Origin of the sequence: Macrococcus armenti, assembly GCF_020097135.1 — a bacterium.
GTDB lineage: Bacteria > Bacillota > Bacilli > Staphylococcales > Staphylococcaceae > Macrococcoides > Macrococcoides armenti.
Window position 1 is genome coordinate 2,150,692 of the sequence record NZ_CP083608.1, and the last position, 25,244, is coordinate 2,175,935.

21 protein-coding genes, 3 rRNA genes, 1 other RNA gene and 1 pseudogene are annotated in these 25,244 nt (G+C 38.5%); 5 read left to right on the top strand and 21 right to left on the bottom strand.

All coding sequences use genetic code 11. The features are described from left to right. Nucleotides 1-74: 74 nt before the first annotated feature. Nucleotides 75-353, top strand: coding sequence for a transition state genes transcriptional regulator AbrB (locus tag LAU42_RS11490; RefSeq protein WP_224187402.1), 279 nt, complete (start codon nucleotides 75-77; stop codon nucleotides 351-353). 48 nt (nucleotides 354-401) lie between these two features. Here the strand turns inward: LAU42_RS11490 and rsmI are convergent, their stop codons facing one another. The 13 genes from rsmI to LAU42_RS11555 all read right to left on the bottom strand — a co-directional run bounded on the left by rsmI (nucleotide 402) and on the right by LAU42_RS11555 (nucleotide 12,939). Beyond that, nucleotides 402-1,238 carry a 16S rRNA (cytidine(1402)-2'-O)-methyltransferase gene (gene rsmI, locus LAU42_RS11495; RefSeq protein ID WP_224183665.1) on the bottom strand — a complete coding sequence of 279 codons (837 nt, stop codon included), beginning with the start codon at nucleotides 1,236-1,238 and terminating at the stop codon, nucleotides 402-404. Beyond that, nucleotides 1,235-1,489 carry a GIY-YIG nuclease family protein gene (locus LAU42_RS11500; protein WP_224183666.1) on the bottom strand — a complete coding sequence of 85 codons (255 nt, stop codon included), beginning with the start codon at nucleotides 1,487-1,489 and terminating at the stop codon, nucleotides 1,235-1,237. The genes rsmI and LAU42_RS11500 overlap by 4 nt, the downstream gene beginning before the upstream one ends. Further along, nucleotides 1,482-2,210: a tRNA1(Val) (adenine(37)-N6)-methyltransferase gene (locus LAU42_RS11505; RefSeq protein WP_224183667.1), complete on the bottom strand. Its 729-nt coding sequence runs from the start codon at nucleotides 2,208-2,210 to the stop codon at nucleotides 1,482-1,484. The genes LAU42_RS11500 and LAU42_RS11505 overlap by 8 nt, the downstream gene beginning before the upstream one ends. 37 nt (nucleotides 2,211-2,247) lie before the next feature. Continuing rightward, the gene (yabA, locus tag LAU42_RS11510) at nucleotides 2,248-2,583 is read right to left on the bottom strand and encodes a DNA replication initiation control protein YabA (RefSeq protein WP_224183668.1); all 336 of its coding nucleotides are present in this window, start codon (nucleotides 2,581-2,583) and stop codon (nucleotides 2,248-2,250) included. Between the two features lie 11 nt (nucleotides 2,584-2,594). After that, entirely contained in the window at nucleotides 2,595-3,395 is an 801-nt protein-coding gene (locus tag LAU42_RS11515) for a PSP1 domain-containing protein (protein ID WP_224183669.1), read from the bottom strand. Further along, nucleotides 3,392-4,315 (bottom strand): DNA polymerase III subunit delta' C-terminal domain-containing protein, encoded by a 924-nt coding sequence (locus tag LAU42_RS11520; protein WP_224183670.1) that lies wholly within the window; start codon nucleotides 4,313-4,315, stop codon nucleotides 3,392-3,394. The genes LAU42_RS11515 and LAU42_RS11520 overlap by 4 nt, the downstream gene beginning before the upstream one ends. Nucleotides 4,316-4,365: 50 nt before the next feature. Beyond that, complete coding sequence (locus LAU42_RS11525; protein ID WP_224183671.1) at nucleotides 4,366-4,695, bottom strand: cyclic di-AMP receptor DarA; 330 nt, start codon at nucleotides 4,693-4,695, stop codon at nucleotides 4,366-4,368. A 33-nt stretch (nucleotides 4,696-4,728) separates the two neighbouring features. After that, nucleotides 4,729-5,343 (bottom strand): dTMP kinase, encoded by a 615-nt coding sequence (gene tmk / locus LAU42_RS11530; protein WP_224183672.1) that lies wholly within the window; start codon nucleotides 5,341-5,343, stop codon nucleotides 4,729-4,731. 13 nt (nucleotides 5,344-5,356) lie between these two features. Further along, the gene (locus LAU42_RS11535) at nucleotides 5,357-6,727 is read right to left on the bottom strand and encodes an aminotransferase class I/II-fold pyridoxal phosphate-dependent enzyme (protein ID WP_224183673.1); all 1,371 of its coding nucleotides are present in this window, start codon (nucleotides 6,725-6,727) and stop codon (nucleotides 5,357-5,359) included. Nucleotides 6,728-6,898: 171 nt separating this feature from the next. Further along, nucleotides 6,899-7,013 (bottom strand): 5S ribosomal RNA (rrf, locus tag LAU42_RS11540). 97 nt (nucleotides 7,014-7,110) lie between these two features. Further along, nucleotides 7,111-10,035, bottom strand: a 23S ribosomal RNA gene (locus tag LAU42_RS11545). A 218-nt stretch (nucleotides 10,036-10,253) separates the two neighbouring features. Then, a 16S ribosomal RNA gene (locus LAU42_RS11550) occupies nucleotides 10,254-11,807 on the bottom strand. The 16S, 23S and 5S rRNA genes sit together here, the layout of an rRNA operon. A gap of 289 nt (nucleotides 11,808-12,096) precedes the next feature. Then, a complete protein-coding gene (locus LAU42_RS11555) occupies nucleotides 12,097-12,939 on the bottom strand; it encodes a patatin-like phospholipase family protein (RefSeq protein WP_224183674.1) in 843 nt (280 codons plus the stop codon). Between the two features lie 180 nt (nucleotides 12,940-13,119). Between LAU42_RS11555 and LAU42_RS11560 the strand changes: the two genes are divergently transcribed. The 4 genes and pseudogenes from LAU42_RS11560 to phnE (LAU42_RS11575) all read left to right on the top strand — a co-directional run. Then, entirely contained in the window at nucleotides 13,120-14,037 is a 918-nt protein-coding gene (locus LAU42_RS11560; RefSeq protein WP_224183675.1) for a phosphate/phosphite/phosphonate ABC transporter substrate-binding protein, read from the top strand. A gap of 79 nt (nucleotides 14,038-14,116) precedes the next feature. After that, nucleotides 14,117-14,890 (top strand): phosphonate ABC transporter ATP-binding protein, encoded by a 774-nt coding sequence (gene phnC, locus LAU42_RS11565; protein WP_224183676.1) that lies wholly within the window; start codon nucleotides 14,117-14,119, stop codon nucleotides 14,888-14,890. Beyond that, entirely contained in the window at nucleotides 14,890-15,669 is a 780-nt protein-coding gene (phnE, locus tag LAU42_RS11570) for a phosphonate ABC transporter, permease protein PhnE (RefSeq protein ID WP_224183677.1), read from the top strand. Before phnC ends, phnE (LAU42_RS11570) begins: the two co-directional genes overlap by 1 nt. A 56-nt stretch (nucleotides 15,670-15,725) precedes the next feature. Beyond that, a pseudogene (phnE, locus tag LAU42_RS11575) lies at nucleotides 15,726-16,472 on the top strand (phosphonate ABC transporter, permease protein PhnE); the annotation flags it as partial. A gap of 41 nt (nucleotides 16,473-16,513) precedes the next feature. Here phnE (LAU42_RS11575) and recR read toward each other — a convergent pair. The 8 genes from recR to LAU42_RS11615 form a co-directional block, all read right to left on the bottom strand. After that, on the bottom strand, nucleotides 16,514-17,110 hold the full coding sequence (gene recR / locus LAU42_RS11580; protein WP_224183679.1) for a recombination mediator RecR: 597 nt from the start codon (nucleotides 17,108-17,110) through the stop codon (nucleotides 16,514-16,516). Between the two features lies 1 nt (nucleotide 17,111). After that, on the bottom strand, nucleotides 17,112-17,432 hold the full coding sequence (locus LAU42_RS11585) for a YbaB/EbfC family nucleoid-associated protein (protein ID WP_086043586.1): 321 nt from the start codon (nucleotides 17,430-17,432) through the stop codon (nucleotides 17,112-17,114). A 21-nt stretch (nucleotides 17,433-17,453) separates the two neighbouring features. After that, nucleotides 17,454-19,100: a DNA polymerase III subunit gamma/tau gene (gene dnaX, locus LAU42_RS11590; RefSeq protein ID WP_224183680.1), complete on the bottom strand. Its 1,647-nt coding sequence runs from the start codon at nucleotides 19,098-19,100 to the stop codon at nucleotides 17,454-17,456. Between the two features lie 150 nt (nucleotides 19,101-19,250). Then, an RNA gene (gene ffs / locus LAU42_RS11595) (signal recognition particle sRNA large type) lies at nucleotides 19,251-19,516 on the bottom strand. A 51-nt stretch (nucleotides 19,517-19,567) separates the two neighbouring features. After that, complete coding sequence (gene treR / locus LAU42_RS11600; protein WP_224183681.1) at nucleotides 19,568-20,296, bottom strand: trehalose operon repressor; 729 nt, start codon at nucleotides 20,294-20,296, stop codon at nucleotides 19,568-19,570. A 47-nt stretch (nucleotides 20,297-20,343) separates the two neighbouring features. After that, entirely contained in the window at nucleotides 20,344-21,981 is a 1,638-nt protein-coding gene (gene treC, locus LAU42_RS11605; RefSeq protein ID WP_224183682.1) for an alpha,alpha-phosphotrehalase, read from the bottom strand. 79 nt (nucleotides 21,982-22,060) lie between these two features. Further along, nucleotides 22,061-23,533, bottom strand: coding sequence for a PTS system trehalose-specific EIIBC component (treP, locus tag LAU42_RS11610; RefSeq protein ID WP_224183683.1), 1,473 nt, complete (start codon nucleotides 23,531-23,533; stop codon nucleotides 22,061-22,063). A 146-nt stretch (nucleotides 23,534-23,679) separates the two neighbouring features. Continuing rightward, nucleotides 23,680-25,233: a TcaA second domain-containing protein gene (locus tag LAU42_RS11615; RefSeq protein WP_224183684.1), complete on the bottom strand. Its 1,554-nt coding sequence runs from the start codon at nucleotides 25,231-25,233 to the stop codon at nucleotides 23,680-23,682. Between the last annotated feature and the right edge of the window lie 11 nt (nucleotides 25,234-25,244).

Consider the following 25,244-nt stretch of genomic DNA (forward strand, 5'->3'; position numbering starts at 1 on the left):
ATGTCGAACAAATTACTTCGAATGTCGAATTTACTGATATTAATTAAATATACTATTATATGGAGGAAATTATAATGAAATCTACGGGTATTGTAAGAAAAGTTGACGAATTAGGACGTGTAGTAATTCCTATCGAATTACGTCGTATTTTAGATATCGCTGAGAAAGATGCTTTAGAAATTTACACAGATGCTGATAAAATTATTCTTAAGAAATATAAGCCAAGCATGACATGTGCTGTAACTGGTGATGTTTCTGAAGACAACTACTTATTAGCGGGTGGTAAAATCGTATTAAGTAAAGAAGGTATTGCTCAATTACTTAAAGAAATCGAAGAAAAAGAAGGAAAGTAATAACTTTTCTAATATAAAAGGCATCACGGATTTTGTCCGTGATGCCTTTTAGCTTTCTATATGATATATTTCATACACTTCATTCTTCTTCATATCTCGATCTATTGCAGTTTGCTTAATCGCATCTTTAGAGCGCATACCTTCATCAATATAATGCACAACATGGTCATACACTGTTAGCGATGCCCACCAATGCACTTTATCCGCTTCGTCCATTGCATCAATAACAATCACAAATTCACCTTTTAAGTTGATGTCGTCTTCTAATCTATCGTATATTTCTGAAACAGATGCAGTAACAACTTGCTCAAATTTCTTTGTGAGTTCTCTTGCTACTGCCACTTTTCTATTGCGATCAATTTCCATAATCGTTTCGATTGTATGTTTCACGCGAAACGGCGACTCATAAATAATAACTGTATGCGGTAATGTCATTAGTGATTCCAGACGCGCTTTCTTCTCTTTATCCTTTCTAGGCAAAAAGCCATCAAATAAAAATGAATACGATGCAATGCCGCTTGTCATCAAGGCTGAAAGTGCTGCATTTGGTCCTGGAATCGTTTCAACGTTTATACCTTTGTTGCGACATTCTACAACGAGTTCGAATCCCGGATCACTAATGAGTGGTAATCCTGCATCTGATACGAGTGCAATCGTATGGCCACCTTCAAGATCATTTATTAATTGCGCTGTAACTTTATCTTTATTATGTTCATGATAGCTTTTTAATGGTGTTGCTATTTCATAATGCATCGTTAGCTTCTTCGTAACACGTGTATCTTCACAATAAATAAAGTCTGCTTCTTTTAACGTTCTAATTGCACGAAACGTAATATCTTCTAAATTACCGATTGGGGTTCCTACTAAATATAACGTACCTGTCATTCGATCTCTCCTTTAATAAGCTTTAGTTTCTGTGCTCTCGTCAATTGTTTAATCGCGTATTCTCTCTGCATCGCTGCACGTTTTGTCTCAAAGTGTTCCTCGTAAACACGATGTACTGGTAAACGTACACGCGTATACTTTGCTCCCTTTCCTTCGTTATGCGCTGCAAGTCTTCTATCTAGATGTGTTGTATACCCCGTATATAGCGTATCGTCTGCACACTTTAATATGTAAACATAATGATTATCCATAATAAACCTCATTCATACTTTCTGAATATGTATCATCTTCATTATAGATATAAAATGGCTGACTAATCTTCATATCCGGTTTCCCACCTTTAATACCTTCAACAACAATTGTTATCGCCTGTGGCTTAGATTGCTTTGAATATATCGGAATTAATCTTTTCGGTTCAACACCGTTTAATCTCATATCTATCAATACATCCGCAAGACGATCTGCTCTTTGTACGACTACAAGTTTCCCACCTTGTTTCAGCAAATGATTTGATGCCTTAACACAATCAGAGAAACTACACATTACTTCATGGCGTGCAATGCGATGTGCCTCCTTTATATGCTGAAATGTTTGATTTTCCCTAAAATAAGGTGGATTGCATGTAACGATATCAAATTGACTCGGGGTAAATATACTTTGCACATCTTTTAAGTCCATATGATGCATCGTAATATGGTCTTCTAATTTGTTATGCTGAATCGTTCTCGACGCCATATCAACTAAAGCTTCCTGAATTTCTATTGCTTCTATATGCATCTGTGTGCGATGCGTAAGCAATAACGGAATAATACCGTTACCCGAACACAAATCCATAATTTTATCTTTTGGACGTAATTTTGTAAAATGAGCGAGCAGTAGCGCATCTGTTGAAAACGAAAAAACGTCATCGTTTTGTATTATGTATAATTTCTCTTTAATTAGCTGGTCAAATCTTTCATTTGCTTTTAACATAAGTACCCTCCAATAAAAAAAGGCTTTACGCCTTTTTTTATTTCTTATCCGATAATAAATTTAAGCAGAATATACAGCCTTCCCCACCGCGATGCTTTCCGAATAAATCTGTTGGACAAATATGAAATCCTTCTGCATATAACATCGCAAGATTGTCTTTACTTTGAAGCACTGTACTTTTCTTCGGTGCTTTAGCTTCTTCTTTTTTCGGCTCATTAATAAACATCTGCATGTTCTCAATTTCTAAATTTAACGTCACGTTCTCTTCAACAAGCGCTACAACCATATTTTTAAGCTGGTCGTAACTTTCATTGATTTGTTTAATGTCTTTTTCAAGTTGCGAAAGTTGCTTCAACATTTCGTCTCGATTCACGTATAATCCCCCTAAATCTCTATTTCATCAATATGAAATTCAATTGGCGCTTCCATTTCAGGAACTTTAACCTGCATCGTAACGTCCAGTATATTTAATCCGATTACTTTTCCTTTACCATGAGGTGTATCAATCATAGTACCGATATCAGGCAGCTTTTTACGCGTTTCTTCATAGTAATCATTCTCGTATTTCAGACAGCACATTAATCTTCCGCACGCACCTGAAATTTTAGTAGGATTTAATGATAGATTCTGGTCTTTAGCCATCTTTATAGAAACTGGTTCAAAGTCTCCAAGATAAGTAGCACAGCATAGGCTTCTTCCGCAAGGTCCTATACCACCAAGAATCTTCGCTTCATCTCTGACACCAATTTGTCTTAATTCAATTCTCGTCTTTAAATCGAACGCTAAACTCTTAACAAGTTCACGGAAATCTACACGCTCACTTGCAGTAAAGTTAAAGATTATTTTACCTTTATCCAGCGTATATTGTGCATTTACTAAACGCATATCTAATTCATGGTTATGAATATGTTTTTTACAGATTTCAAGCGCTTTATCTGCATCTATCATATTCTGCTCATACTTTATTAAATCTTCTTCTGTTGCTCTTCTATGGATAGCCGGTACAGGTGTTACGACTTCATCATCATTTACCGTTTTGTTCGGTATTATGACACGTGCTAATTCCATACCACGTTTCTTATGATTAATGACGACAAATTCATTTCTGTAAAATTGCTCTTTCCCGGGACTATAATATTCAGTTCGTCCTGCTTTTTGAAACTTAACTCCTATAACTTCAATCATTTTTTAACCTCACCTACGATTCTGATCGCCAATTGTTCATATACTAATGTTGCGTTTACGTATTGTAATAACTTTTGTTTACTCTTTAATGTCATATCTATCATATTAACTGTTTGTTCAACAGAGAATTTCTGGCTTAAACTTCTTAAATTTGCTTCATAGTCCGGAAAACTACTTACAGTTTGCTCATTGATCTGCATATAAAGCATATCTTGTAAAAATAGTTGTACCATATCGATTACAATTTGCTGACTTGCGCGATCATCAAGCAATGACTGCAGGCTTGTAATGTTAATTAAACCTATCATATCACCATTTAACAATGTCTGTAGCCATTTTACTACTTGTGTTCTTATTTCTGCAAAGTTTTTTTCATTAAACCATGTTTTTGCCTCTTCTTCACTCACAGATAACTTTGCTAATGTCATCAAAATTGGCGCCGGTACTTCACCACTCAACGATAATGTAATATCGTGGTCATGACGTACTAATATATGCTGACATCTCGAGTGAATTGTAGGTAATATTTCATTAGGTGCTGTTGTTAATAATATTGCAATTGTATTTTCCGGTGGCTCTTCAAGAAACTTGAGTATGCTGTTTTCACCTTGTGTTGTTACTTTATCAAAATCAACAATAATATACACTTTATAAATGCCTTCAATCGGTTTTTGATGCATTCGGTGAAGGACATCTTCTATCATTTCTTTTTTTATCGTCGCCTCGTCTGTTTCTAATAATAAATAATCAGAATGATTTCGCTCTTCTATTCTTAAACGGCACGTCTCATTATCACCACAAATAATTGAGGAAGCGAAATGAATGGCTTCATCTTTCAGTGCTTGTTTATTATTCCCTTCGAATAAATAGGCATGACTCAGCTTCTTATTTTTAATTGCTTGTACTAATTGCTGCTGCATCTTAAACTCCTTTTTACACGTATTGAAAAAGCCGCTTAAAGCAGCTTTGATTAGAACTGATGAAATTGTTCAACAGGCATAACAAATACAGTTGCACCACCGACTTCCACTTCAACCGGAAATGGGATATATGCATCAGCATTGCCACCCATCGGTGTAACAGGCGTTATCGTTTGTTCTCTATTACGACAGTTTGTATTAATAAGGTTTAGTAATTCATCTACGCGTTCGTCTTCTACACCACATAAAAACGTAGTATTTCCTGCACGAAGAAAACCACCTGTTGTTGCAAGTTTTGTCGTTCTAAAGTTATGCTTTGTTAATGCATCCGATAATGTCTGACTATCTTGATCCTGTACAATTGCAATTACCATTTTCATTATAAACACCTCTTTATTAAATTATATCATAAATTAATTCAATAACTGATTAATCCATTTCATGCTTTCTTCCACAACCTTATCAACAGATTGCTCAGCATCTACAACTTTTATTCGTTCAGGAAATGCCTGGGCAAGTTTATCGTATCCTGCTACAACATTTTTATGAAAACAAATCGATTCTTTGTCTAAACGATTTGTTTCACGTGAATTATCTTTAATTCGTTGTAGCCCAGTATGCGCACTGACTTTAAGATATAATGTTAAATCCGGATATTTACCTTCGATTGCAAACTCATTAATAGTACGAATTTCATCCATTCCAATACCTCGCGCATAGCCTTGATATGCTAGAGAACTATCTATAAAACGATCACAAATTACAATTTCCCCACGCTTTAGAGCAGGTAACACTTTCTCAACGAGATGCTGTCTTCTACTTGCAGCAAACAATAGTGCCTCTGTGCGGTAGTCCATTGCATTAGCCTCATCAAGCAATATCGTTCTTATATCTTCGCTTATTTTTATACCACCCGGCTCTCTCGTCGTTACAACCACTTTATGTTTCTGTAATTGTTCCGTAATCGCTTTAATTACCGTAGTTTTACCAGAACCTTCCGGCCCCTCTATCGTTATAAAGTAAGACATATTTATCTCCAATCTATTCATATACTCTTATTGCGTCATTATAAACGCCATGTATTTTACCACCATCTTTAATATACTGCATAAGCGATGTGATGATTACATCCGTAATCACTTCTCCTTGCAGCACGTAAGGTATTCCTGGCGGATACGGAACTATTGGTTGGGCTGCACGATATCCCTCACAATGGCGTAAAGAACGCCATATAGTATCCTGATGTGCATATTCTATATCCATAAAACCGTGTTCCGTATTTTTTAATAATAGGTCACCATTAGAACTTACAAATTCTGAATGAGGTAGCTGCATGCTATCCACTCTTTTTAATAAATCATCAAATGGATATCTATCCCCATTATGCCATAATGGAAGAACAAGTAGGACAAATTTTTCATTGCTCAGTTCGGTATATATACCATGTTCACATAATCGCTCTGATAATTGAAATCCTGTATCATTTTCACTGTAAACGACTAACTTTAACGGGTCATCAACAACAGACACATCTAAGTTTTTTTCCTTGAGCTTTTCAATTAGTTGTGCACGTTGATAAAAAAATACTTTATCTTCATACGTTTTATAAAAGTATTGTGCATGCTCTAATCCGAGCATTAATAAATATGATGGACTAGATGACTGCAATATTGATAACATGCGTAATATCGCATCCTTGTACTTGTTATCTTCCTTAATGTGTATTACCGAACTCATCGTAAAAGCTGGCAATGTTTTATGATAAGACTGGATGACAACATCCGCACCAAACTGTAAACTCGATTCAGGAAATTGTGGCGTAATATCAAAATGCGCTCCGTGCGCTTCGTCAATGATAGTAATTATATTTCTTTCTCGAAAAAAATTTATTATCTCTTCTATATTGTATGTTTCACCATAATAATTCGGGTACGTAAGCACTGCGACATGAATGTCTTTAAGTATTGTTTCATCAATTTTCAGCAAATCTATACTTGAATATTCATGCGTAATATTCGAAACTTTAGTAGGCAATATATATGCGTTTACGCCCGCAACTTGTATCGCATTGATAATGGACTTATGCGCGTTACGCATAACAGCAATCGGATAACCTCCTAACTGTCTATGATTAAAAATTCCTAATATAGATGATACAATTCCACTCGTTGTACCCCCAACTAAAAACTTAGATATATACGATACATGCCGTGATAATTGGTATTGACTATCCTTAATAATTGTTTCGGGGTGATGATAGTCATCCATACCTTCTATTTCTGTAACGTCATAACAAAAATCAAGCTTATCCAGGCGACCGATAGTATTATAATGATGCCCCGGTACGTGCAAAGAAATAGGCTGCCTATTAAAATGATTTTTCATATGTGCTAATATCGGTTTATTGTTCATTGTATTACCTCAGATCATTGTTTATATCATTATTATATAAAAAAGAAAGCGAGTGGTCGAAATAAGAACATATCGATCACTCACTATTATATTTTTAGCCCATTAAAAAAGTACAAAAAAAAGAGACCTAACAGGTCCCTCAAAGTGCGGCTCATCGCATCCATTTTTATTGCCCGGCAACGTCCTACTCTCGCGGATCGTAAGACCAACTACCATCGGCGCTAGAGAGCTTAACTTCTGTGTTCGGTATGGGAACAGGTGTGACCTCTCTGCCATCGTCACCAGACAAATGAAAGATAAATAAATTATACTTTCAAAACTAGATAAAGTAAGTAAGATATATTAAGTTTTACTCGGCAATTCCGAATAAAAAATCTTTAAAATTGATTAAGTCTTCGATCGATTAGTATTCGTCAGCTCCATACATTACTGCACTTCCACCTCGAACCTATTAACCTCATCATCTTTGAGGGATCTTATAACCGAAGTTGGGAAATCTCATCTTGAGGGGGGCTTCATGCTTAGATGCTTTCAGCACTTATCCCGTCCATACATAGCTACCCAGCTATGCCGCTGGCGCGACAACTGGTACACCAGAGGTATGTCCATCCCGGTCCTCTCGTACTAAGGACAGCTCCTCTCAAATTTCCTACGCCCACGACGGATAGGGACCGAACTGTCTCACGACGTTCTGAACCCAGCTCGCGTACCGCTTTAATGGGCGAACAGCCCAACCCTTGGGACCGACTACAGCCCCAGGATGCGATGAGCCGACATCGAGGTGCCAAACCTCCCCGTCGATGTGAACTCTTGGGGGAGATAAGCCTGTTATCCCCGGGGTAGCTTTTATCCGTTGAGCGATGGCCCTTCCATGCGGAACCACCGGATCACTAAGTCCGTCTTTCGACCCTGCTCGACTTGTAGGTCTCGCAGTCAAGCTCCCTTGTGCCTTTACACTCTGCGAATGATTTCCAACCATTCTGAGGGAACCTTTGAGCGCCTCCGTTACTCTTTAGGAGGCGACCGCCCCAGTCAAACTGTCCGCCTGACACTGTCTCCCACCACGATAAGTGGTGCGGGTTAGAAAGTCAACACAGCCAGGGTAGTATCCCACCAGCGCCTCTACGTAAGCTGACGCTCACGCTTCAAAGGCTCCTACCTATCCTGTACAAGCTGTGCCGAATTTCAATATCAGGCTACAGTAAAGCTCCACGGGGTCTTTCCGTCCTGTCGCGGGTAACCTGCATCTTCACAGGTACTATGATTTCACCGAGTCTCTCGTTGAGACAGTGCCCAAATCGTTACGCCTTTCGTGCGGGTCGGAACTTACCCGACAAGGAATTTCGCTACCTTAGGACCGTTATAGTTACGGCCGCCGTTTACTGGGGCTTCAATTCGTAGCTTCGCATACGCTAACCACTCCTTTTAACCTTCCAGCACCGGGCAGGCGTCAGCCCCTATACTTCACCTTACGGTTTTGCAGAGACCTGTGTTTTTGATAAACAGTCGCTTGGGCCTATTCACTGCGGCTCTTCAAGGCTTGCACCCTAAAAAGCACCCCTTCTCCCGAAGTTACGGGGTCATTTTGCCGAGTTCCTTAACGAGAGTTCGCTCGCTCACCTTAGAATTCTCATCTTGACTACCTGTGTCGGTTTGCGGTACGGGCACCTAATTTCTAACTAGAGGCTTTTCTTGGCAGTGTGAAATCAACGACTTCGCTACTATAATTTCGCTCCCCATCACACCTTGATCTTAATGAGTACCGGATTTTCCTAATACTCAATCTCAGTGCTTGGACGTACATAACCAACAGTACGCTTCGCCTATCCTACTGCGTCCCCCCATCGTTCAAACAATCTTAGGTGGTACAGGAATATCTACCTGTTGTCCATCGCCTACGCCATTCGGCCTCGGCTTAGGTCCCGACTAACCCAGAGCGGACGAGCCTTCCTCTGGAAACCTTAGTCAATCGGTGGACGGGATTCTCACCCGTCTTTCGCTACTCACACCGGCATTCTCACTTCTAAGCGCTCCACATGTCCTTACGATCATGCTTCGACGCCCTTAGAACGCTCTCCTACCATTGTCCAAAGGACAATCCACAGCTTCGGTAATATGTTTAGCCCCGGTACATTTTCGGCGCAGCGTCACTCGACTAGTGAGCTATTACGCACTCTTTAAATGATGGCTGCTTCTAAGCCAACATCCTAGTTGTCTGGGCAACGCCACATCCTTTTCCACTTAACATATATTTTGGGACCTTAGCTGGTGGTCTGGGCTGTTTCCCTCTCGACTACGGACCTTATCACCCGCAGTCTGACTCCCGCATTAAATTATCTGGCATTCGGAGTTTGTCTGAATTCGGTAACCCGAGGGGGGCCCCTAGTCCAAACAGTGCTCTACCTCCAGTAATCATCATGCGAGGCTAGCCCTAAAGCTATTTCGGAGAGAACCAGCTATCTCCAGGTTCGATTGGAATTTCTCCGCTACCCACACCTCATCCGCTCACTTTTCAACGTAAGTCGGTTCGGTCCTCCATTCAGTGTTACCTGAACTTCAACCTGGACATGGGTAGATCACCTGGTTTCGGGTCTACGACCTGATACTCATTCGCCCTATTCAGACTCGCTTTCGCTACGGCTCCACATATACTGCTTAACCTTGCATCAAATCGTAACTCGCCGGTTCATTCTACAAAAGGCACGCCATCACCCATTAACGGGCTCTGACTACTTGTAAGCACACGGTTTCAGGTTCTATTTCACTCCCCTTCCGGGGTGCTTTTCACCTTTCCCTCACGGTACTGGTTCACTATCGGTCACTAGAGAGTATTTAGCCTTGGGAGATGGTCCTCCCGGATTCCGACGGAATTCCACGTGTTCCGCCGTACTCAGGATCCACTCAGGAGAGAATAACTTTTCGACTACAGGGCCTTTACCTTCTATGGCTGATTTTTCCAAAATCATTCGTCTAAACTATTCCTTTGTAACTCCGTATTGAGTGTCCTACAACCCCAGAGTGCAAGCACTCTGGTTTGGGCTCTTCCCGTTTCGCTCGCCGCTACTAAGGGAATCGAATTTTCTTTCTCTTCCTCCGGGTACTTAGATGTTTCAGTTCTCCGGGTGTGCCTTCTCATATGCTATGTATTCACATATGGATAACATGACATAACTCATGCTGGGTTTCCCCATTCGGAAATCTCTGGATCAAAGCTTACTTACAGCTCCCCAAAGCATATCGTCGTTAGTAACGTCCTTCTTCGGCTTCTAGTGCCAAGGCATCCACCGTGCGCCCTTAATAACTTAATCTGTTATTAATATTGTGATGTCTGCATAATGCAGACGCGCGATTTTTTCAAGAATTCAAATATGAACTCACTCGGTTTTGCTTGGTAAAATCTTTTTTATATCTTCTTACTTTATCTAGTTTTCAAAGTACAATCTGAATGTATAAACATTCAAAACTGAATACAATATGTCTCCGTTATTCCTACAAACCTGATGGTTTGTTTCCGTATTATCCTTAGAAAGGAGGTGATCCAGCCGCACCTTCCGATACGGCTACCTTGTTACGACTTCACCCCAATCATCTGTCCCACCTTCGACGGCTAGCTCCTAAAAGGTTACTCCACCGGCTTCGGGTGTTACAAACTCTCGTGGTGTGACGGGCGGTGTGTACAAGACCCGGGAACGTATTCACCGTAGCATGCTGATCTACGATTACTAGCGATTCCAGCTTCATGTAGTCGAGTTGCAGACTACAATCCGAACTGAGAATGGTTTTATGGGATTTGCTTGACCTCGCGGTTTTGCTGCCCTTTGTACCATCCATTGTAGCACGTGTGTAGCCCAAATCATAAGGGGCATGATGATTTGACGTCATCCCCACCTTCCTCCGGTTTATCACCGGCAGTCTCTCTAGAGTGCCCAACTTAATGATGGCAACTAAAGATAAGGGTTGCGCTCGTTGCGGGACTTAACCCAACATCTCACGACACGAGCTGACGACAACCATGCACCACCTGTCACTTTGTCCCCCGAAGGGGAAAGCTCTATCTCTAGAGTTGTCAAAGGATGTCAAGATTTGGTAAGGTTCTTCGCGTTGCTTCGAATTAAACCACATGCTCCACCGCTTGTGCGGGTCCCCGTCAATTCCTTTGAGTTTCAGTCTTGCGACCGTACTCCCCAGGCGGAGTGCTTAATGCGTTAGCTGCAGCACTGAGGGGCGGAAACCCCCCAACACTTAGCACTCATCGTTTACGGCGTGGACTACCAGGGTATCTAATCCTGTTTGATCCCCACGCTTTCGCACCTCAGCGTCAGTTACAGACCAGAGAGCCGCCTTCGCCACTGGTGTTCCTCCATATCTCTGCGCATTTCACCGCTACACATGGAATTCCACTCTCCTCTTCTGCACTCAAGTTTCCCAGTTTCCAATGACCCTCCCCGGTTGAGCCGGGGGCTTTCACATCAGACTTAAGAAACCGCCTACGCGCGCTTTACGCCCAATAATTCCGGATAACGCTTGCCACCTACGTATTACCGCGGCTGCTGGCACGTAGTTAGCCGTGGCTTTCTGGTAAGGTACCGTCAAGGTACGTTCAGTTACTAACGTACTTGTTCTTCCCTTACAACAGAGTTTTACGATCCGAAAACCTTCTTCACTCACGCGGCGTTGCTCCGTCAGACTTTCGTCCATTGCGGAAGATTCCCTACTGCTGCCTCCCGTAGGAGTCTGGGCCGTGTCTCAGTCCCAGTGTGGCCGATCACCCTCTCAGGTCGGCTATGTATCGTTGCCTTGGTGAGCCGTTACCTCACCAACTAGCTAATACACCGCGGGTCCATCTATAAGTGACAGCAAAACCGTCTTTCACTATTGCTTCATGCGAAGCTAAATATTATCCGGTATTAGCTCCGGTTTCCCGAAGTTATCCCAGTCTTATAGGTAGGTTACCCACGTGTTACTCACCCGTCCGCCGCTAACGTCAGAGAGTGCAAGCACTCTCGTCAGTTCGCTCGACTTGCATGTATTAGGCACGCCGCCAGCGTTCATCCTGAGCCAGGATCAAACTCTCCATAATAGATTGCTTGATAAAGCTCTTTGATTGCTTGAGGCAATCACTCTTGGGAGTGAACTTAATCACTCAAATTATTGGAATTAACGTTGACATATTGTCATTCAGTTTTCAATGTTCATTTCTGTCTCACAAGATTTAATTATACGCTCTTTCATTTCCAAAGTCAACAACTTTTTTGAAAAAGTTTTTTGTTTTCTTTTTTAATGTTTGAACCCTGTATTTCATATCTCTGTCGGACAAGATATAACTATACAGGGTTTTTAAACATCTCACAAGCATAAAATTTACACTTTTAATCTTTTTTTAATTTTTTAATCGCTTCTATTTGTTTAAGTGCGTCGTTATAGCCTAAATCATACAATTGACTTAACTTGTTTTTATCCTTTTCCATGCGATCAACCTTTAAATCCTGTGATGGACGTATTACAATGACATGACCATTTTCTTCCTGCTGCTCAATATAGTTCAAAGTCTCATTATAATGTCCTGCACGCTTCAGCATCGCTTCATCTATCTTTTTATATCCTTTTAGCTTGAACCACTTTGCAAATCGACTTGTTCGCTTTACGTATCCAGCTGGACGTGTCAATACTACTACGTTCTTCACCATACCGTCTCTCTGTGCTTTTCTTAGCGGTATAGGGTCTGTTATTCCACCGTCCAGAAGTTTCTTACCATCATATTCTACAATTGGTGCCATAAACGGTAATGAACTTGATGCTCTTAAAATCGTCATTAAGTCTTTTTTTAAATACTTCTGATTATAGTATTCTGTTTCTCCGGTTTCACAGTTTGTACATGCAATAATATATTCGCCATTATATTGAAGAAACTCATCCATATCGAACGGCGCATAAGTTTTTGGAATTTCCTCAAATATGAAATCCATTCCGAACATCTCTCTGTTCTTAATATAATTTGCGAATGATAAATATCGTTTGTCATCCAGAAACTCCAGGCTCACCTTTTTATTACGACCTCTTTGCTTCGACAAATAAGAGGCTGCCATATTTCCTCCGGCTGAAACTCCGATGACATAATTGAACATCATGTCATTATCCAAAAAACAATCCAGTACACCAGCAGTATAAATCCCTCTCATACCGCCACCTTCCAATACTAATCCTGCACTCATCTGATCACCTCATATTAATTATAGTCCACTGTTCTATATAATTTCTTGTTATACGCTTATAAAGTTCTAAATCTCACTTTTTACATTTATACATTAATATTTACAAATTTTTTACACCCTTAAGAAAAATTTTTTGCTAGAATAAGTATGTACATACTATAACAATAAAGGAGCACTAAAATGATTAAAAATGTAATTAAAGGTTCTACAGTTGTTTTATTATCTACTACGCTACTTGCAGCATGCGGTTCTGGCGAATCTAAGGATTCAGGTAAAGGTTATACACCTGAGAAGCTGACAGTTCAGTTCGTCCCTTCTCAAAATGCTGAAACGCTTGAAGCTAAAGCTAAACCATTAGAAAAATTATTAAAAAAAGAACTGGGTATCCCTGTTGAAGTATCAGTATCAACAAATTACAACACTATCGTTGAAGCAATGAAATCTAAAAAGGTCGACATCGGATTCTTACCTCCGACTGCATATGTATTAGCGCACGATCAAAAAGCTGCTGACGTGTTATTACAGGCACAACGATACGGCGTTAACGACGATGGTACTCCTACAAAAGAACTAGTGGACTTCTATAAATCACAATTTATCGTTAAGAAAGACTCTAATATCAAGTCTTTAAAAGATATGAAAGGCAAAAAAATTGCAATGCAGGACGTAACTTCTACAGCAGGTTATGTATTCCCAGCCGTAGATCTTAAAAACGAAGGTATCGACCCACTGAAAGATATGCAAGTAACAACAGTAAAAGGTCACGATCAGGCTGTTATTTCATTATTAAATGGTGATGTTGATGTTGCTACAACATTCCAGGATGCACGTAATATCGTGAAAAAGGATCAGCCTAATGTATTTAAAGACACTGAAATCGTAAAACTTACAGAAAAGATTCCAAACGATACAATTTCAGCACGTTCTGATATGACTGATGAATGGAAGAAAAAAGTAACGGATGCTTTCATTAAAATCGGTAAAGATAAAGAAGGACATAAAATTATTCAGGAAGTTTACTCACACGAAGGATACGTAAAATCAGATGATTCTAAGTTTGACGTTATTCGTGAATATGACAAAAAAGTTAAAAAATAATCCCAACCCCATGCTTTAATATAATCAAAAAGCTAAACTCAAATAGAGTTTAGCTTTTTCAATCATAAGGAGTGGCAATATGAGTCAAATCGTATTTAAAGATGTAAATAAAGTTTATCCGAACGGGCACGTTGGACTTAACAATGTAAATCTGGAAATTAATCAAGGAGAGTTCATTGTTATCGTTGGTCTTTCAGGTGCAGGGAAGTCTACGTTATTACGCTCAATAAATAGACTACACGAGATTTCATCAGGAGATATTTCAATTGATGGAGAATCTATAACAAAGGCGAAAGGAAATAAATTACTGTTGATGCGACGAAATATCGGGATGATATTCCAGAGCTTCAATCTTGTTAAACGTTCGACTGTTATTCGTAACGTATTAAGTGGTCGTGTTGGTTATCATCCGACATGGAAAATGATACTCGGCCTATTCCCGAAAAAAGATAAGCAGATTGCGCTTGAAGCTTTAGATCGCGTGAATATTGTAGAAAAAGCATACAGTCGTGCAGACGAGCTTTCGGGTGGCCAGCAGCAACGCGTATCTATCGCTCGCGCACTTGCACAGGAACCTAAGATTATATTAGCTGACGAACCTGTCGCTTCACTGGATCCGTTAACTACAAAGCAAGTCATGGATGACCTGAAACGTATAAATCAGGACCTCGGCATCACTGTAATCGTCAACTTACACTTCGTCGATCTCGCAAGAGAATATGCGACACGTATTATCGGTCTCAGAGCTGGAGAAGTTGTATTTGATGGTCCGGTAAGCAGCGCGACAGATGAAGCATTCTCTCAAATATACGGTCGCGAAATCAAAGAGGATGAAGTTATGGGGGTGTTATAATGGCACAACCAAACATCAAACCTAATCACACACTTAAATGGTCTTTTACACTTATATTACTTATTGCCTTAGTAATATGGAGTGGCTTTAAAACGAACTTTAGTATTGCAAGTTTAAATCAAGGTTTCCCTGAAATGATGAATCTTATCAAAGAGATGATGCCACCAGACTGGACATATTTCAAAGAAATCGTTAAACCTATGGCTGATACAATCCGTATGGCTGTTCTAGGTACAACTTTCGGATCGTTACTCGCTATTCCAGTGGCGCTACTCGCAGCAAGTAATGTTTTTAAATCTAAATGGATTAATATTCCTGTACGACTCATACTTAATATTATCCGTACTATACCCGATTTACTACTTGCTTCAATTTTCGTTGCAGTATTCGGTATCGGTGCTTTACCAGGTATATTCGCACTTACAGTGTTATCTTTTGGTATTGTAGCGAAATTATTTTATGAATCATTAGAAAACATCGATAATGGGCCGCTAGAAGCTATGACTGCTGTAGGTGCAAATAAATCTAAGTGGATTACGTTCGGCGTGTTACCTCAGGCAATAGCTCCATACCTTTCGTTCGTACTATTCACATTCGAAATTAATATTCGTGCAGCTGCCGTACTTGGTCTCGTAGGTGCAGGTGGTATCGGTTTATTTTACGATAAAACATTGGGCTATTTTGAGTACCCGAAAGTGACAACTATTATTATTTTCACATTAGTAATCGTAATGATTATTGACTTTGTGAGCACTAGAGTAAGGGAGCGTTTATTATGAGCAAAAATTATGATCATTTAAAACCGAAGTCTTCTGTCCCTTCAATAATACGAACGGTAATCATTGCGATAATAGTAGTCGCAATATATGTATGGGCATTTAGCGGGATGCCTAAATTAGAAATTAAAGAAAAATCTATCGAAATTTTATCTAATATATGGAACGGAATCATACATCCTGATACCGACTATATTTATATGCCTGAAGGAGAGGACTTACTGAGAGGTCTGCTTGAAACATTTGCAATCGCCTTTTTAGGTACGATTATTTCGGCTGTACTCTGTATACCATTTGCTTTCTTATCAGCCAGAAATATTTCAAATCGTTTCTTATCAGAAATCAGCAAGTTTTTATTAAGCTTCATTCGTGTATTTCCAGAAATCATATTAGCGTTACTGTTCATAAAAGCTGTAGGTCCTGGAGCATTTGCTGGTGTACTGGCGGTAGGTATCCACTCAATCGGTATGCTCGGTAAACTGTTTGCTGAAGATATGGAGAATTTAGATATGGGACCATCAGAAGCTTTAAAGGCTACCGGAGCAAATAAAACAAAAACATTAATGTTTGCAGTTGTGCCTCAAATATTACCTGCGTTTATCTCATTTGTATTGTATCGTTTCGAAATAAACTTAAGAAGCGCATCAATTCTAGGATTAATCGGTGCAGGTGGTATAGGAACACCATTAATATTCGCATTACAGGGACGTACGTGGGATCGCGTAGGTATTATCCTCATCGGTATTGTAATTATGGTTATTATCGTTGATACAATTTCTGGTATGATCAGAAAACGACTCGTATAAAAAATAAGCTTGAGGGCATCCTCAAGCTTATTTTTATACTATTAAATTTCTGTTCTTCCTGATATCGCTTTTGAAAGGGTTACCTCATCAGCATACTCTAAATCGCCTCCGACAGGTAAACCGTGTGCAAGGCGCGTCACTTTAATTCCAATCGGCTTTACTAGTCGTGCAATATACATTGCTGTCGACTCTCCTTCGATGTTAGGGTTCGTTGCCAGAATTAACTCCTGTACATTCTCATCACGTAAACGTGTCAATAATGAAGGCACATTTATATCTTCCGGTCCAACGCCTTCCATTGGTGAGATCGCACCATGAAGTACATGGTACAATCCTTTATACTCTCGCATTTTTTCCATCGCAATCACATCTTTTGTTTCTTCAACAACACAAATGATCGATTGGTCGCGCGATTTATCTTCACAAATATAACATGGATCTGTATCGGTAATGTGTCCGCACACTGAGCAGTATGTCAGCTCACGTTTCACATCAACTAGCGCTTTCGCAAAGCCTACTACATCGTCTTCTTTCATATCTAATACATGAAATGCCAGACGGCTTGCAGTTTTCGGACCAATACCCGGAAGTTTCATAAAACTGTCTATCAACTTTGAAATTGGTGCAGGATAATGCATATTACATCATTCCTGGAATGTTTAATCCTTTAGTATGTTGTCCTAAACGTTGTGCAGTTACATCATCCGCTTTAGATAATGCATCGTTCGTCGCAGCTAATACTAAGTCTTGTAACATTTCAATATCTTCAGGGTCTACTACTTCTTCTTTAATGATTACATCTAAAACTTCTTTATGTCCTGAAACGACAACAGTAACCATACCGCCACCAGCTGTTCCTTCGATGCGTTCTTCTTTTAATTTTTCTTGTTCCTCAGCCATTTTCTTTTGCATCTTCTGCATTTGTTTCATCATTTGTTGCATATTTCCGCCACCGCGCATAATATAATTCCTCCTATAAATTTATTCAATAATATTAATTGTATCTTTACCAAACAACTTCGCTGCTTGTGTAACGATATCATCTTCTACAGGCTTCTCTTCCTGTTTCGGATGTTTTCTATTTTCCAGATAATCATGCCTTACTTGAAGCCACTGCGAATCTGGTACTCCTACCATTTTAACTTGTTTTTGAATAATTGTGTATACTATTGACTCAATCTGTTCTCTTTTTGCTTCATCATTATTCACCATATCGCAATGAATCTCTTCATCAAATTTAATAAGTACGTGTGTACTACTTGCCGCAACCGGTTCCGAATTTTTAAGCAAGCTGACGAGAGATTTCTGTCCTTCACTTTCTACATGATGAATCAATGTGTGCCAGTTCTGCTTTAAGTAGTTTAAATCTTCTCGATTTGCATGATCCAGTACTGTCTCTATTTGACGCATAGAAAACGCATTTTTAGAGCGTTTCGCTTCTTTTTTAGGTTTCGCTGTTTTTACAGGCGCACTTTGAATACCATTTGCAACTTGTTTCTCAAGCTGCAGAATCCTCTTCTCAAGGTGAGACGTATCCACTTGCACAACATTTCGAGGTGTACTGTGCATATTGCTACGTTTCACAAGTTCTGCAAGCTTTACAATCAACACTTCAAAATGCACATTTGTATTCACAGCAAATCGCATTGATACAAGCGTGTCATTAATTTTATCAATCATTTCATATAACAGACTAATATCAAGCTGATAAATTTGTGCATCGCCTTTTTCTCCGGCAGCATAATCCATAATAACATCTCTTAAAAAGTAAATCAGATCATTAACAAGTCGCGTAACTTCTTTTCCTTCTGATAACAATCTATGATAAAGCTTAAATGCTGATTGAATATCATGCTCAACAATGTAATTCGTAAGCTCAAGAAAGTCGTTACGACCGACACTTCCTGTAACGCTTAAAACGTGTTCCAGCGTCAGTTCATCTGCGCCGAATGCAATCGCCTGATCGAGAATACTAAGCGCGTCACGCATACCACCTTCAGCTGTTGTTGCTATAAAGCTCAATGCCTCTTCGTGATATTTAATCCCTTCCGTATCACATACATATGCCAGATGTTCTGTAATATCAGTAACAGAAATTGCTTTGAAGTCGAATCTCTGACAACGAGAAATAATCGTTGCCGGAATTTTATGTGGCTCTGTTGTAGCCAATATAAAGATGGCATGCGCCGGCGGTTCTTCAAGCGTCTTTAAAAGCGCGTTAAACGCCCCTGTCGTAAGCATATGTACTTCATCAATGATGTATACTTTATATGTAGATTCACCAGGTGCATACTTTACTTTATCTCTAATGTTACGTATTTCATCAACACCGTTATTACTTGCCGCATCGATTTCGATAACATCCGAATTAGTACCATTTGTTATTGAAATACACGTTTCGCATTTGTTACAAGGTTCACCATCTGTGCGCTCTGTACAGTTAATCGCTTTAGCAAATATTTTAGCGATACTTGTTTTCCCCGTCCCTCTTGGACCATTAAACAAGTATGCATGAGAGATTTTATTCTTTTGAATTGCATTCTTTAATGTAGTTGTAACATGCTTTTGTCCAACAACCTCCGCAAAAGATTGAGATCTGAACACTCGGTATAACGCTTGATAACTCAAAAGGATTCCCTCCATAAATGTAATAATATTAATTATACCACTTAAAATACATCATTTTAAAACGATATTATCATTTCCCAGGCAATAAAAAATGAGACAGGGAGTCTCCCAGTCTCATATCTATAAAAATATCATTAATTTCAATTAAAACCGTGCACCTTTGCTTCGAATAAAAAGCACAAGCGTTACCTGAATCGACAGCTCAAAAACGGCTACCCCAGTCACATACAAATGACCACTTAATGCTGCTTCCTTCCGGACCTGACATGATTCATGGGTTTATATTGGCTAGGACCGCTCTCTCAACACTACGTGTTCAGGTCAGACCTCACAACTTAATACCCTCTGCAAAGGAATTAGGTCTTACCTAAGCGGATTGTAAGTACAAGGAACCGCTACCTCCCCACTTAGCACGGCAACATTAATAATACTATATTTATAATACTTAATGCAACCTTTTAAGCAATCTATTTTTGAGTTGTACGGCGTGAGAAGTCTACAAACTTAAATTCGCTCGCTCTATGCTTTGAAACATTGTATTGAAACGCTGTTGCATCCTCAAGATGAACGACTGATCTTACGACAGCCGCATAAGGTGGCATCGTTTCTTCAAACAACTCTAGATCAAATTCAGTCATGGGCTCGAACGTGATCGCTTTGTTCGAATATGAAATCTTCAGTCCAAGACGGCGCTCAATATAATCATAAATCGATTGGCCAGCAATTTCTTCATTCAAAGCAGGCATCATAGACTTGATGAAATAATCGGTATCTATAATATTCACTCTGCCTTTTTCTCTGCGGCTACGTACGACACGGTATAATTCTGTATCACCTTCTAAACTTAGCGCTTCCTGTACAGATGTATAGTCAGCCGCCACCACAGTTTCAAATGATTCCACTACCGTTTCATAGTCCATATTCAATGAATGTTTAATTTCCTCAAAACTAATGAGTTTAGATACAGGGAAATTCATCGATTGATTATAAATAACGATTGATCCTTTACCTTTTAATTTTTGAATATATCCATTCGTCTGAAGTAAACTTAATGCTTTTCTTACTGTTTCTCGGGAAACACCATAATGTTTTACGAGCAAGTTTTCAGATGGTAATTGAGAACCTTCTTTGTATTCACCGTTAATAATTTTTCCACTCAGTTCCTGGTATATCTTTCTATACTTGTTGCTATTCAATTTTTTCACCTCTATATCTAAAAGTATATTCAGATTAGGGAAAACAATTATCGAAGAATGGCGAACGCTTGATATGGTTTTAAATGATGGCAGATTTCTCCATCGTTTTGTATCATTACTTCTCCATCTAAATCGAATGTAGCTGGTAGCTCAGCTTGAGTATCACTAAAGTTAGCAATAACAAGCAACGTATTGCCATCTAATATTCTTTCATAAGCAAAGATTTGCTTATCCTCTTCTAATAAAGGTTTCACTTCTCCATAAGTAATAATATCTTGTTCATGTCTTAATTTTATCAGTTTTTGGTAAGTATAAAAGATTGAATTTATATCTTTTAAAGCTTTTTCCACATTGATTGTTTCGTAGTTTGAAGCAACATTAATCCATGGTGTTCCATCTGTAAACCCAGCATTTTTCGTGCCATCCCACTGTACAGGAGATCTTGAATTATCTCTCGATTTATCTTGGAGTATCGCGATTATTTCACTTTCAGAATAGCCGTTATCCTTCATAATCTCAAATGCATTCAATGATTCTACATCACGATAATCTTCAATTCGATTAAAGTATAAGTTTGTCATACCAATCTCTTCACCTTGATAAATGTAAGGTGTTCCCTGAAGTAAATGTAGTGTAATTGCAAGCATCTTGCCCGATTGAACACGTAGTTCTTCTGTAGTATCATTTCCGAAACGACTTACAACACGCGGTTGATCATGATTACACCAGAAGATCGCATTCCATCCACCACCTGCTGCAATACCTTTTTGCCATTTAAATAAAATTCCCTTTAGTTCAACAAAGTTATAAGGCATCTTTGTCCACTTCTCACCCTCTTTGTAATCCACTTTAAGATGATGGAAGTTAAACACACTACTTAATTCCTGTCTATCAGGGTGCGTATATTTAACACAATGTTCAAGCGTCGTAGAACTCATTTCTCCAACCGTCATAAACCCGGGAATATTGCCGAATGTATTACGGTTTAATTCATGAAGAAATTCATGCACACGCGGTCCATCTGTATAAAATTCTTTACCGATTTTGTCAGAGTTTTTATATTTACCTTTAGATATTAAGTTAATAACATCAAATCTGAAACCATCCATACCGAAATCTATCCAGTAGTTAATCATATCGTAAATTTCTTTACGCAGCTTGTCATTCTCCCAGTTTAAATCTGCTTGTGTTACATCAAATAATCTCAAGTAATATTGGCCAGTCGCTTCATCATATTGCCATGCATTACCACCAAACTTAGATTCCCAGTTTGTTGGTGGTGCACCGTTATCTCCATCTTTCCATATATAGTAGTCTCGATATGGATTATCTTTAGATTTACGAGATTCAACAAACCAGTTATGATGCGTAGACGTATGATTAATAACAATATCAGACATAATTTTTATTCCACGGCGGTGCGCTTCGTCCAGCAATCGTCTGAAGTCTGCTTTAGTACCGAAGTCAGGATTAATTTCATAATAATCACTAATGTCATATCCATTATCATTCATTGGAGAACGATACACAGGTGTAAGCCATAAGTAATCCACACCTAAAGTTTTTAAGTAATCTAACTTTTCTATAATGCCATTAATGTCGCCTTGACCGCTTCCGGTCGTATCATTAAATGACTTAGGGTAAATTTGATAAACAACAGACTTTCTCCAATCAGTTACAGCCATTATAAAACTCCTAACATTTAGTATAATATGAGTTTAAACCGAACAACATGTATTTACAAGTTGTTCGGTTTAATTTGTTTTACAATTTTTTGTCAGTAACGATAGGCTCTACCACATCTTCGCCCATTTTCTTCTTAGCAAAGTTTGAGAATACTAATGTTAAAATCATCGGTAATACTATCGCGATAAGCATACCAATTAAGAAAGTACCTTTGAAACCACTATTAATACTCATAATACCCGGTACACCACCGACACCCACTTTACCTAATAATTGCTGTGATCCAAATAATGCACCAACAAGCCCTGTAGTGAGCACTGCCGCGATAAATGGATATTTCAGCGGGATGTTGACCCCAAACATTGCAGGCTCTGTTACACCTAACCATCCAGAAATACCTGAAGTAAATGCTAAACCTTGTTCTTTAACCATTTTCTTACGTTTATATAAGAACCATGCTGCAAACGCTGCAGATCCTTGAGAAATATTAGAGATTGCTAAAATTGGCCATAAGTAGGTACCATTTAAATTAGAACTCATTAGCTGGAAGTCTACCGCTAAGAACATATGATGTAATCCCGTGATTACAAGCGGAGCATAAACTAATCCGTAAATTAATCCACCTAACCATCCAGCTTGCACGAAGATAAACTGAATAGCGCCAGTAATTAGGTTACCTAACCAGAATGCAACCGGACCAATAATTACAAATGATAAGAACCCTACTAATAATAATGCAACCGGACCTACGACTAACATCTTAATCGAGTCGTGAACACGTTTATTTAAGAAACGCTCAACTTGTGCTAAACACCAAGTAGCAATTAGAATTGGTAACACTTGCGCTGCATAGTTTAATTGCTGAACCTTTAAACCAAATACATCCCAAGTTGGAATTTCCACAAGTTTACCAGTCTTTGCATCTGCTAATCCATATTGAGAAGCTAATGCCGGATTAACTAATACTAAACCTAAAACTAAACCGAGGATTGGGCTGCCCCCAAACACACGCATTGCACTCCAACCAATTAAAGCCGGCAGGAAGTGGAACGGTGTTACAGCAATTAATTTAATAATTTCTGCAATCCCTTTAATTTGAGGATATACATCTACAACTGCTTTCCCTTTGAAAATCGCACCAGATTCTAATAATAAGTTTGATAATCCTAATAATAAACCAGCTGTAACGATTGCAGGTAATAAAGGAATGAATACATCCCCTAACGTTTTAATCAAACGTTGTAATGGACTCATCTTGTCTGCTGCTGCTGCTTTAACATCTTCTTTAGAGCTTTCCCCGACATTTGTTTCATCTACAAATACTTTATACGCCTCATCTACAGTACCAGGCCCGATTACTATCTGGAACTGATTATTAGCTGCAAACGAACCTTTAACTAATCCAATTTTATCTAACGCTTCTTTGTCGACTTTACTATCATCTTTCAATACTAATCTTAATCTTGTAACACAATGCGTGGCTGCATTAACGTTCTCTTTACCACCTATAGCTGCAATAATGTCTTTAACATCTTGTCTGTTGACTGCCAAATTGGTCAACTCCTTTTTCATATTATGCTTACATTGTACTCTGTCTATACAAGTATGTAAAGGCTTTATGAAAAGGTTTACAAAATTAATAAAATATAAATAAAGTGATGCTAGAAAATATTTATTCTAGCATCACTCTATTAAGATTAATTTACCCAAGGATCATTTGCTTCTTCAGGTTTTTGAGTTAAATATTTAATTGTTTCTTCATCTTTCATTACAATAACAAATACGAAGTTATTTCCTCTTGTACCATCAATGTAATATACAGTTTCCCCGTCTTTATTTTTTTCTGTATGTTTAGGTTTTCCGAAAAACTCTTCGATATTTTCTAAATCCCAAGTCTCCCAAGAATCTGGCACAATAAGGATACGCTTGACCTTTTCTTTATCGTCATATTCTATACCCATATTGCCATAAGCTTTCATGTTTTCCTTACTTGAGTCTATATAACTAGAATCTTCACCTAGCAAGTCCTCTACTTCCTCTTTCGTCATACCAACTTTAACACCTTTGAATTCATCGATATGAATTGCTTTCGAATATTCATTGATAAACTCGTCTCCTTGTATATCAATTGTACGACGATCGCGTTGTTCTTCTTCTTTTTTCATCTGCTTATCATAATTTTCACTTTTAAATTTAGATATTAATGCATCATCAAATTTTACTGTAACTTCTTGGTTCTCATTATTTTCAGTCTTCTCGATTTTAACTTTTTCTTTCGATGATTCAAATTCTTTTCCGTCAGCAGTTCCCTTAGCCTGGACATCTATCTCTTCACCGATTTCAAATGGCCCGACCACGTTATTACCTTCATGATTTTCAAATTCTTTGCCATTTATGAAGATTTTATATGTACTGTCATCTAAAGAATATATGTTTTCTGCATGTATTTGCAAATAAGTATATTCAAATTCTTCTTCAACAGTCATGCCGTCTCCCATATTTACTACAAGATTTCCATCAAATTTCTTACCTTCAACCTCTTTAGTTGCCGGAATTTTATAATTTCCTAAAGGTAAAGTCCCAAGTTTAACATTTTTCCCACTTTCTAAATCTACACTTTGTTCCTTACCTTTAAGTTTGTATTTCAGTTTACTCATCTCTCTTGCATCTAAAGAAATTTGATGTGAAGGAATGCTAAATGCATATTTTTGAAATAAGCCTAAAGTCTTACCGTCTTGTGCAACTCTAAGAAGCTCATTTTCATATTCATTATATATTGTCACTGTTGGATACTTAGTTTCTTTCATTGATTTAGTATGCGCTTTTACATTTTCGATGAAAAGGTGTGCTTCATCATTATCATACAAATAATCAATAAATGCCTTTGCTTCAGATTTATCAATATCTTCACCATTGCTTGTTACTAACTTGCTTAATTTATCAGCATTTTTATCTTTAACAGCATCTGACACTTTATTTGCAACTGAAACTGGATCATACTGACTTTCAATAATTTTATATAGTCCTATTAACAATATAAGTCCAGCCAAAGCACTTATTAACATTATCTTTGTCTTCTTACTCATAGGTTTACGTGGTGCTGGTGCTGGCGATGAATTATGAACTGGCGTTGTCTTCTGTTGCTCGGGCACTTCATTATTCACTTGTTTTTGTTCAACCGGTGTTCCACATTTTGTGCATACTTTCTGGCCTGGTTTTATTTCATTTCCACAATTTATACAGTATTTCATGTTTAAACCTC

Bases quoted from the DNA above. Each gene is read 5' to 3' on its own strand.
- recR (WP_224183679.1), bottom strand. From the start codon at position 17,110: ATGCATTATCCTGCACCAATTTCAAAGTTGATAGACAGTTTTATGAAA.
- LAU42_RS11515 (WP_224183669.1), bottom strand. From the start codon at position 3,395: ATGATTGAAGTTATAGGAGTTAAGTTTCAAAAAGCAGGACGAACTGAA.
- LAU42_RS11560 (WP_224183675.1), top strand. From the start codon at position 13,120: ATGATTAAAAATGTAATTAAAGGTTCTACAGTTGTTTTATTATCTACT.
- treC (WP_224183682.1), bottom strand. From the start codon at position 21,981: ATGGCTGTAACTGATTGGAGAAAGTCTGTTGTTTATCAAATTTACCCT.
- LAU42_RS11500 (WP_224183666.1), bottom strand. From the start codon at position 1,489: ATGGATAATCATTATGTTTACATATTAAAGTGTGCAGACGATACGCTA.
- LAU42_RS11535 (WP_224183673.1), bottom strand. From the start codon at position 6,727: ATGAACAATAAACCGATATTAGCACATATGAAAAATCATTTTAATAGG.
- phnC (WP_224183676.1), top strand. From the start codon at position 14,117: ATGAGTCAAATCGTATTTAAAGATGTAAATAAAGTTTATCCGAACGGG.
- LAU42_RS11490 (WP_224187402.1), top strand. From the start codon at position 75: ATGAAATCTACGGGTATTGTAAGAAAAGTTGACGAATTAGGACGTGTA.
- LAU42_RS11585 (WP_086043586.1), bottom strand. From the start codon at position 17,432: ATGCGCGGTGGCGGAAATATGCAACAAATGATGAAACAAATGCAGAAG.
- LAU42_RS11520 (WP_224183670.1), bottom strand. From the start codon at position 4,315: ATGCAGCAGCAATTAGTACAAGCAATTAAAAATAAGAAGCTGAGTCAT.
- LAU42_RS11505 (WP_224183667.1), bottom strand. From the start codon at position 2,210: ATGTTAAAAGCAAATGAAAGATTTGACCAGCTAATTAAAGAGAAATTA.
- LAU42_RS11555 (WP_224183674.1), bottom strand. From the start codon at position 12,939: ATGAGTGCAGGATTAGTATTGGAAGGTGGCGGTATGAGAGGGATTTAT.
- LAU42_RS11615 (WP_224183684.1), bottom strand. From the start codon at position 25,233: ATGAAATACTGTATAAATTGTGGAAATGAAATAAAACCAGGCCAGAAA.
- LAU42_RS11525 (WP_224183671.1), bottom strand. From the start codon at position 4,695: ATGAAAATGGTAATTGCAATTGTACAGGATCAAGATAGTCAGACATTA.
- tmk (WP_224183672.1), bottom strand. From the start codon at position 5,343: ATGTCTTACTTTATAACGATAGAGGGGCCGGAAGGTTCTGGTAAAACT.
- rsmI (WP_224183665.1), bottom strand. From the start codon at position 1,238: ATGACAGGTACGTTATATTTAGTAGGAACCCCAATCGGTAATTTAGAA.
- phnE (WP_224183677.1), top strand. From the start codon at position 14,890: ATGGCACAACCAAACATCAAACCTAATCACACACTTAAATGGTCTTTT.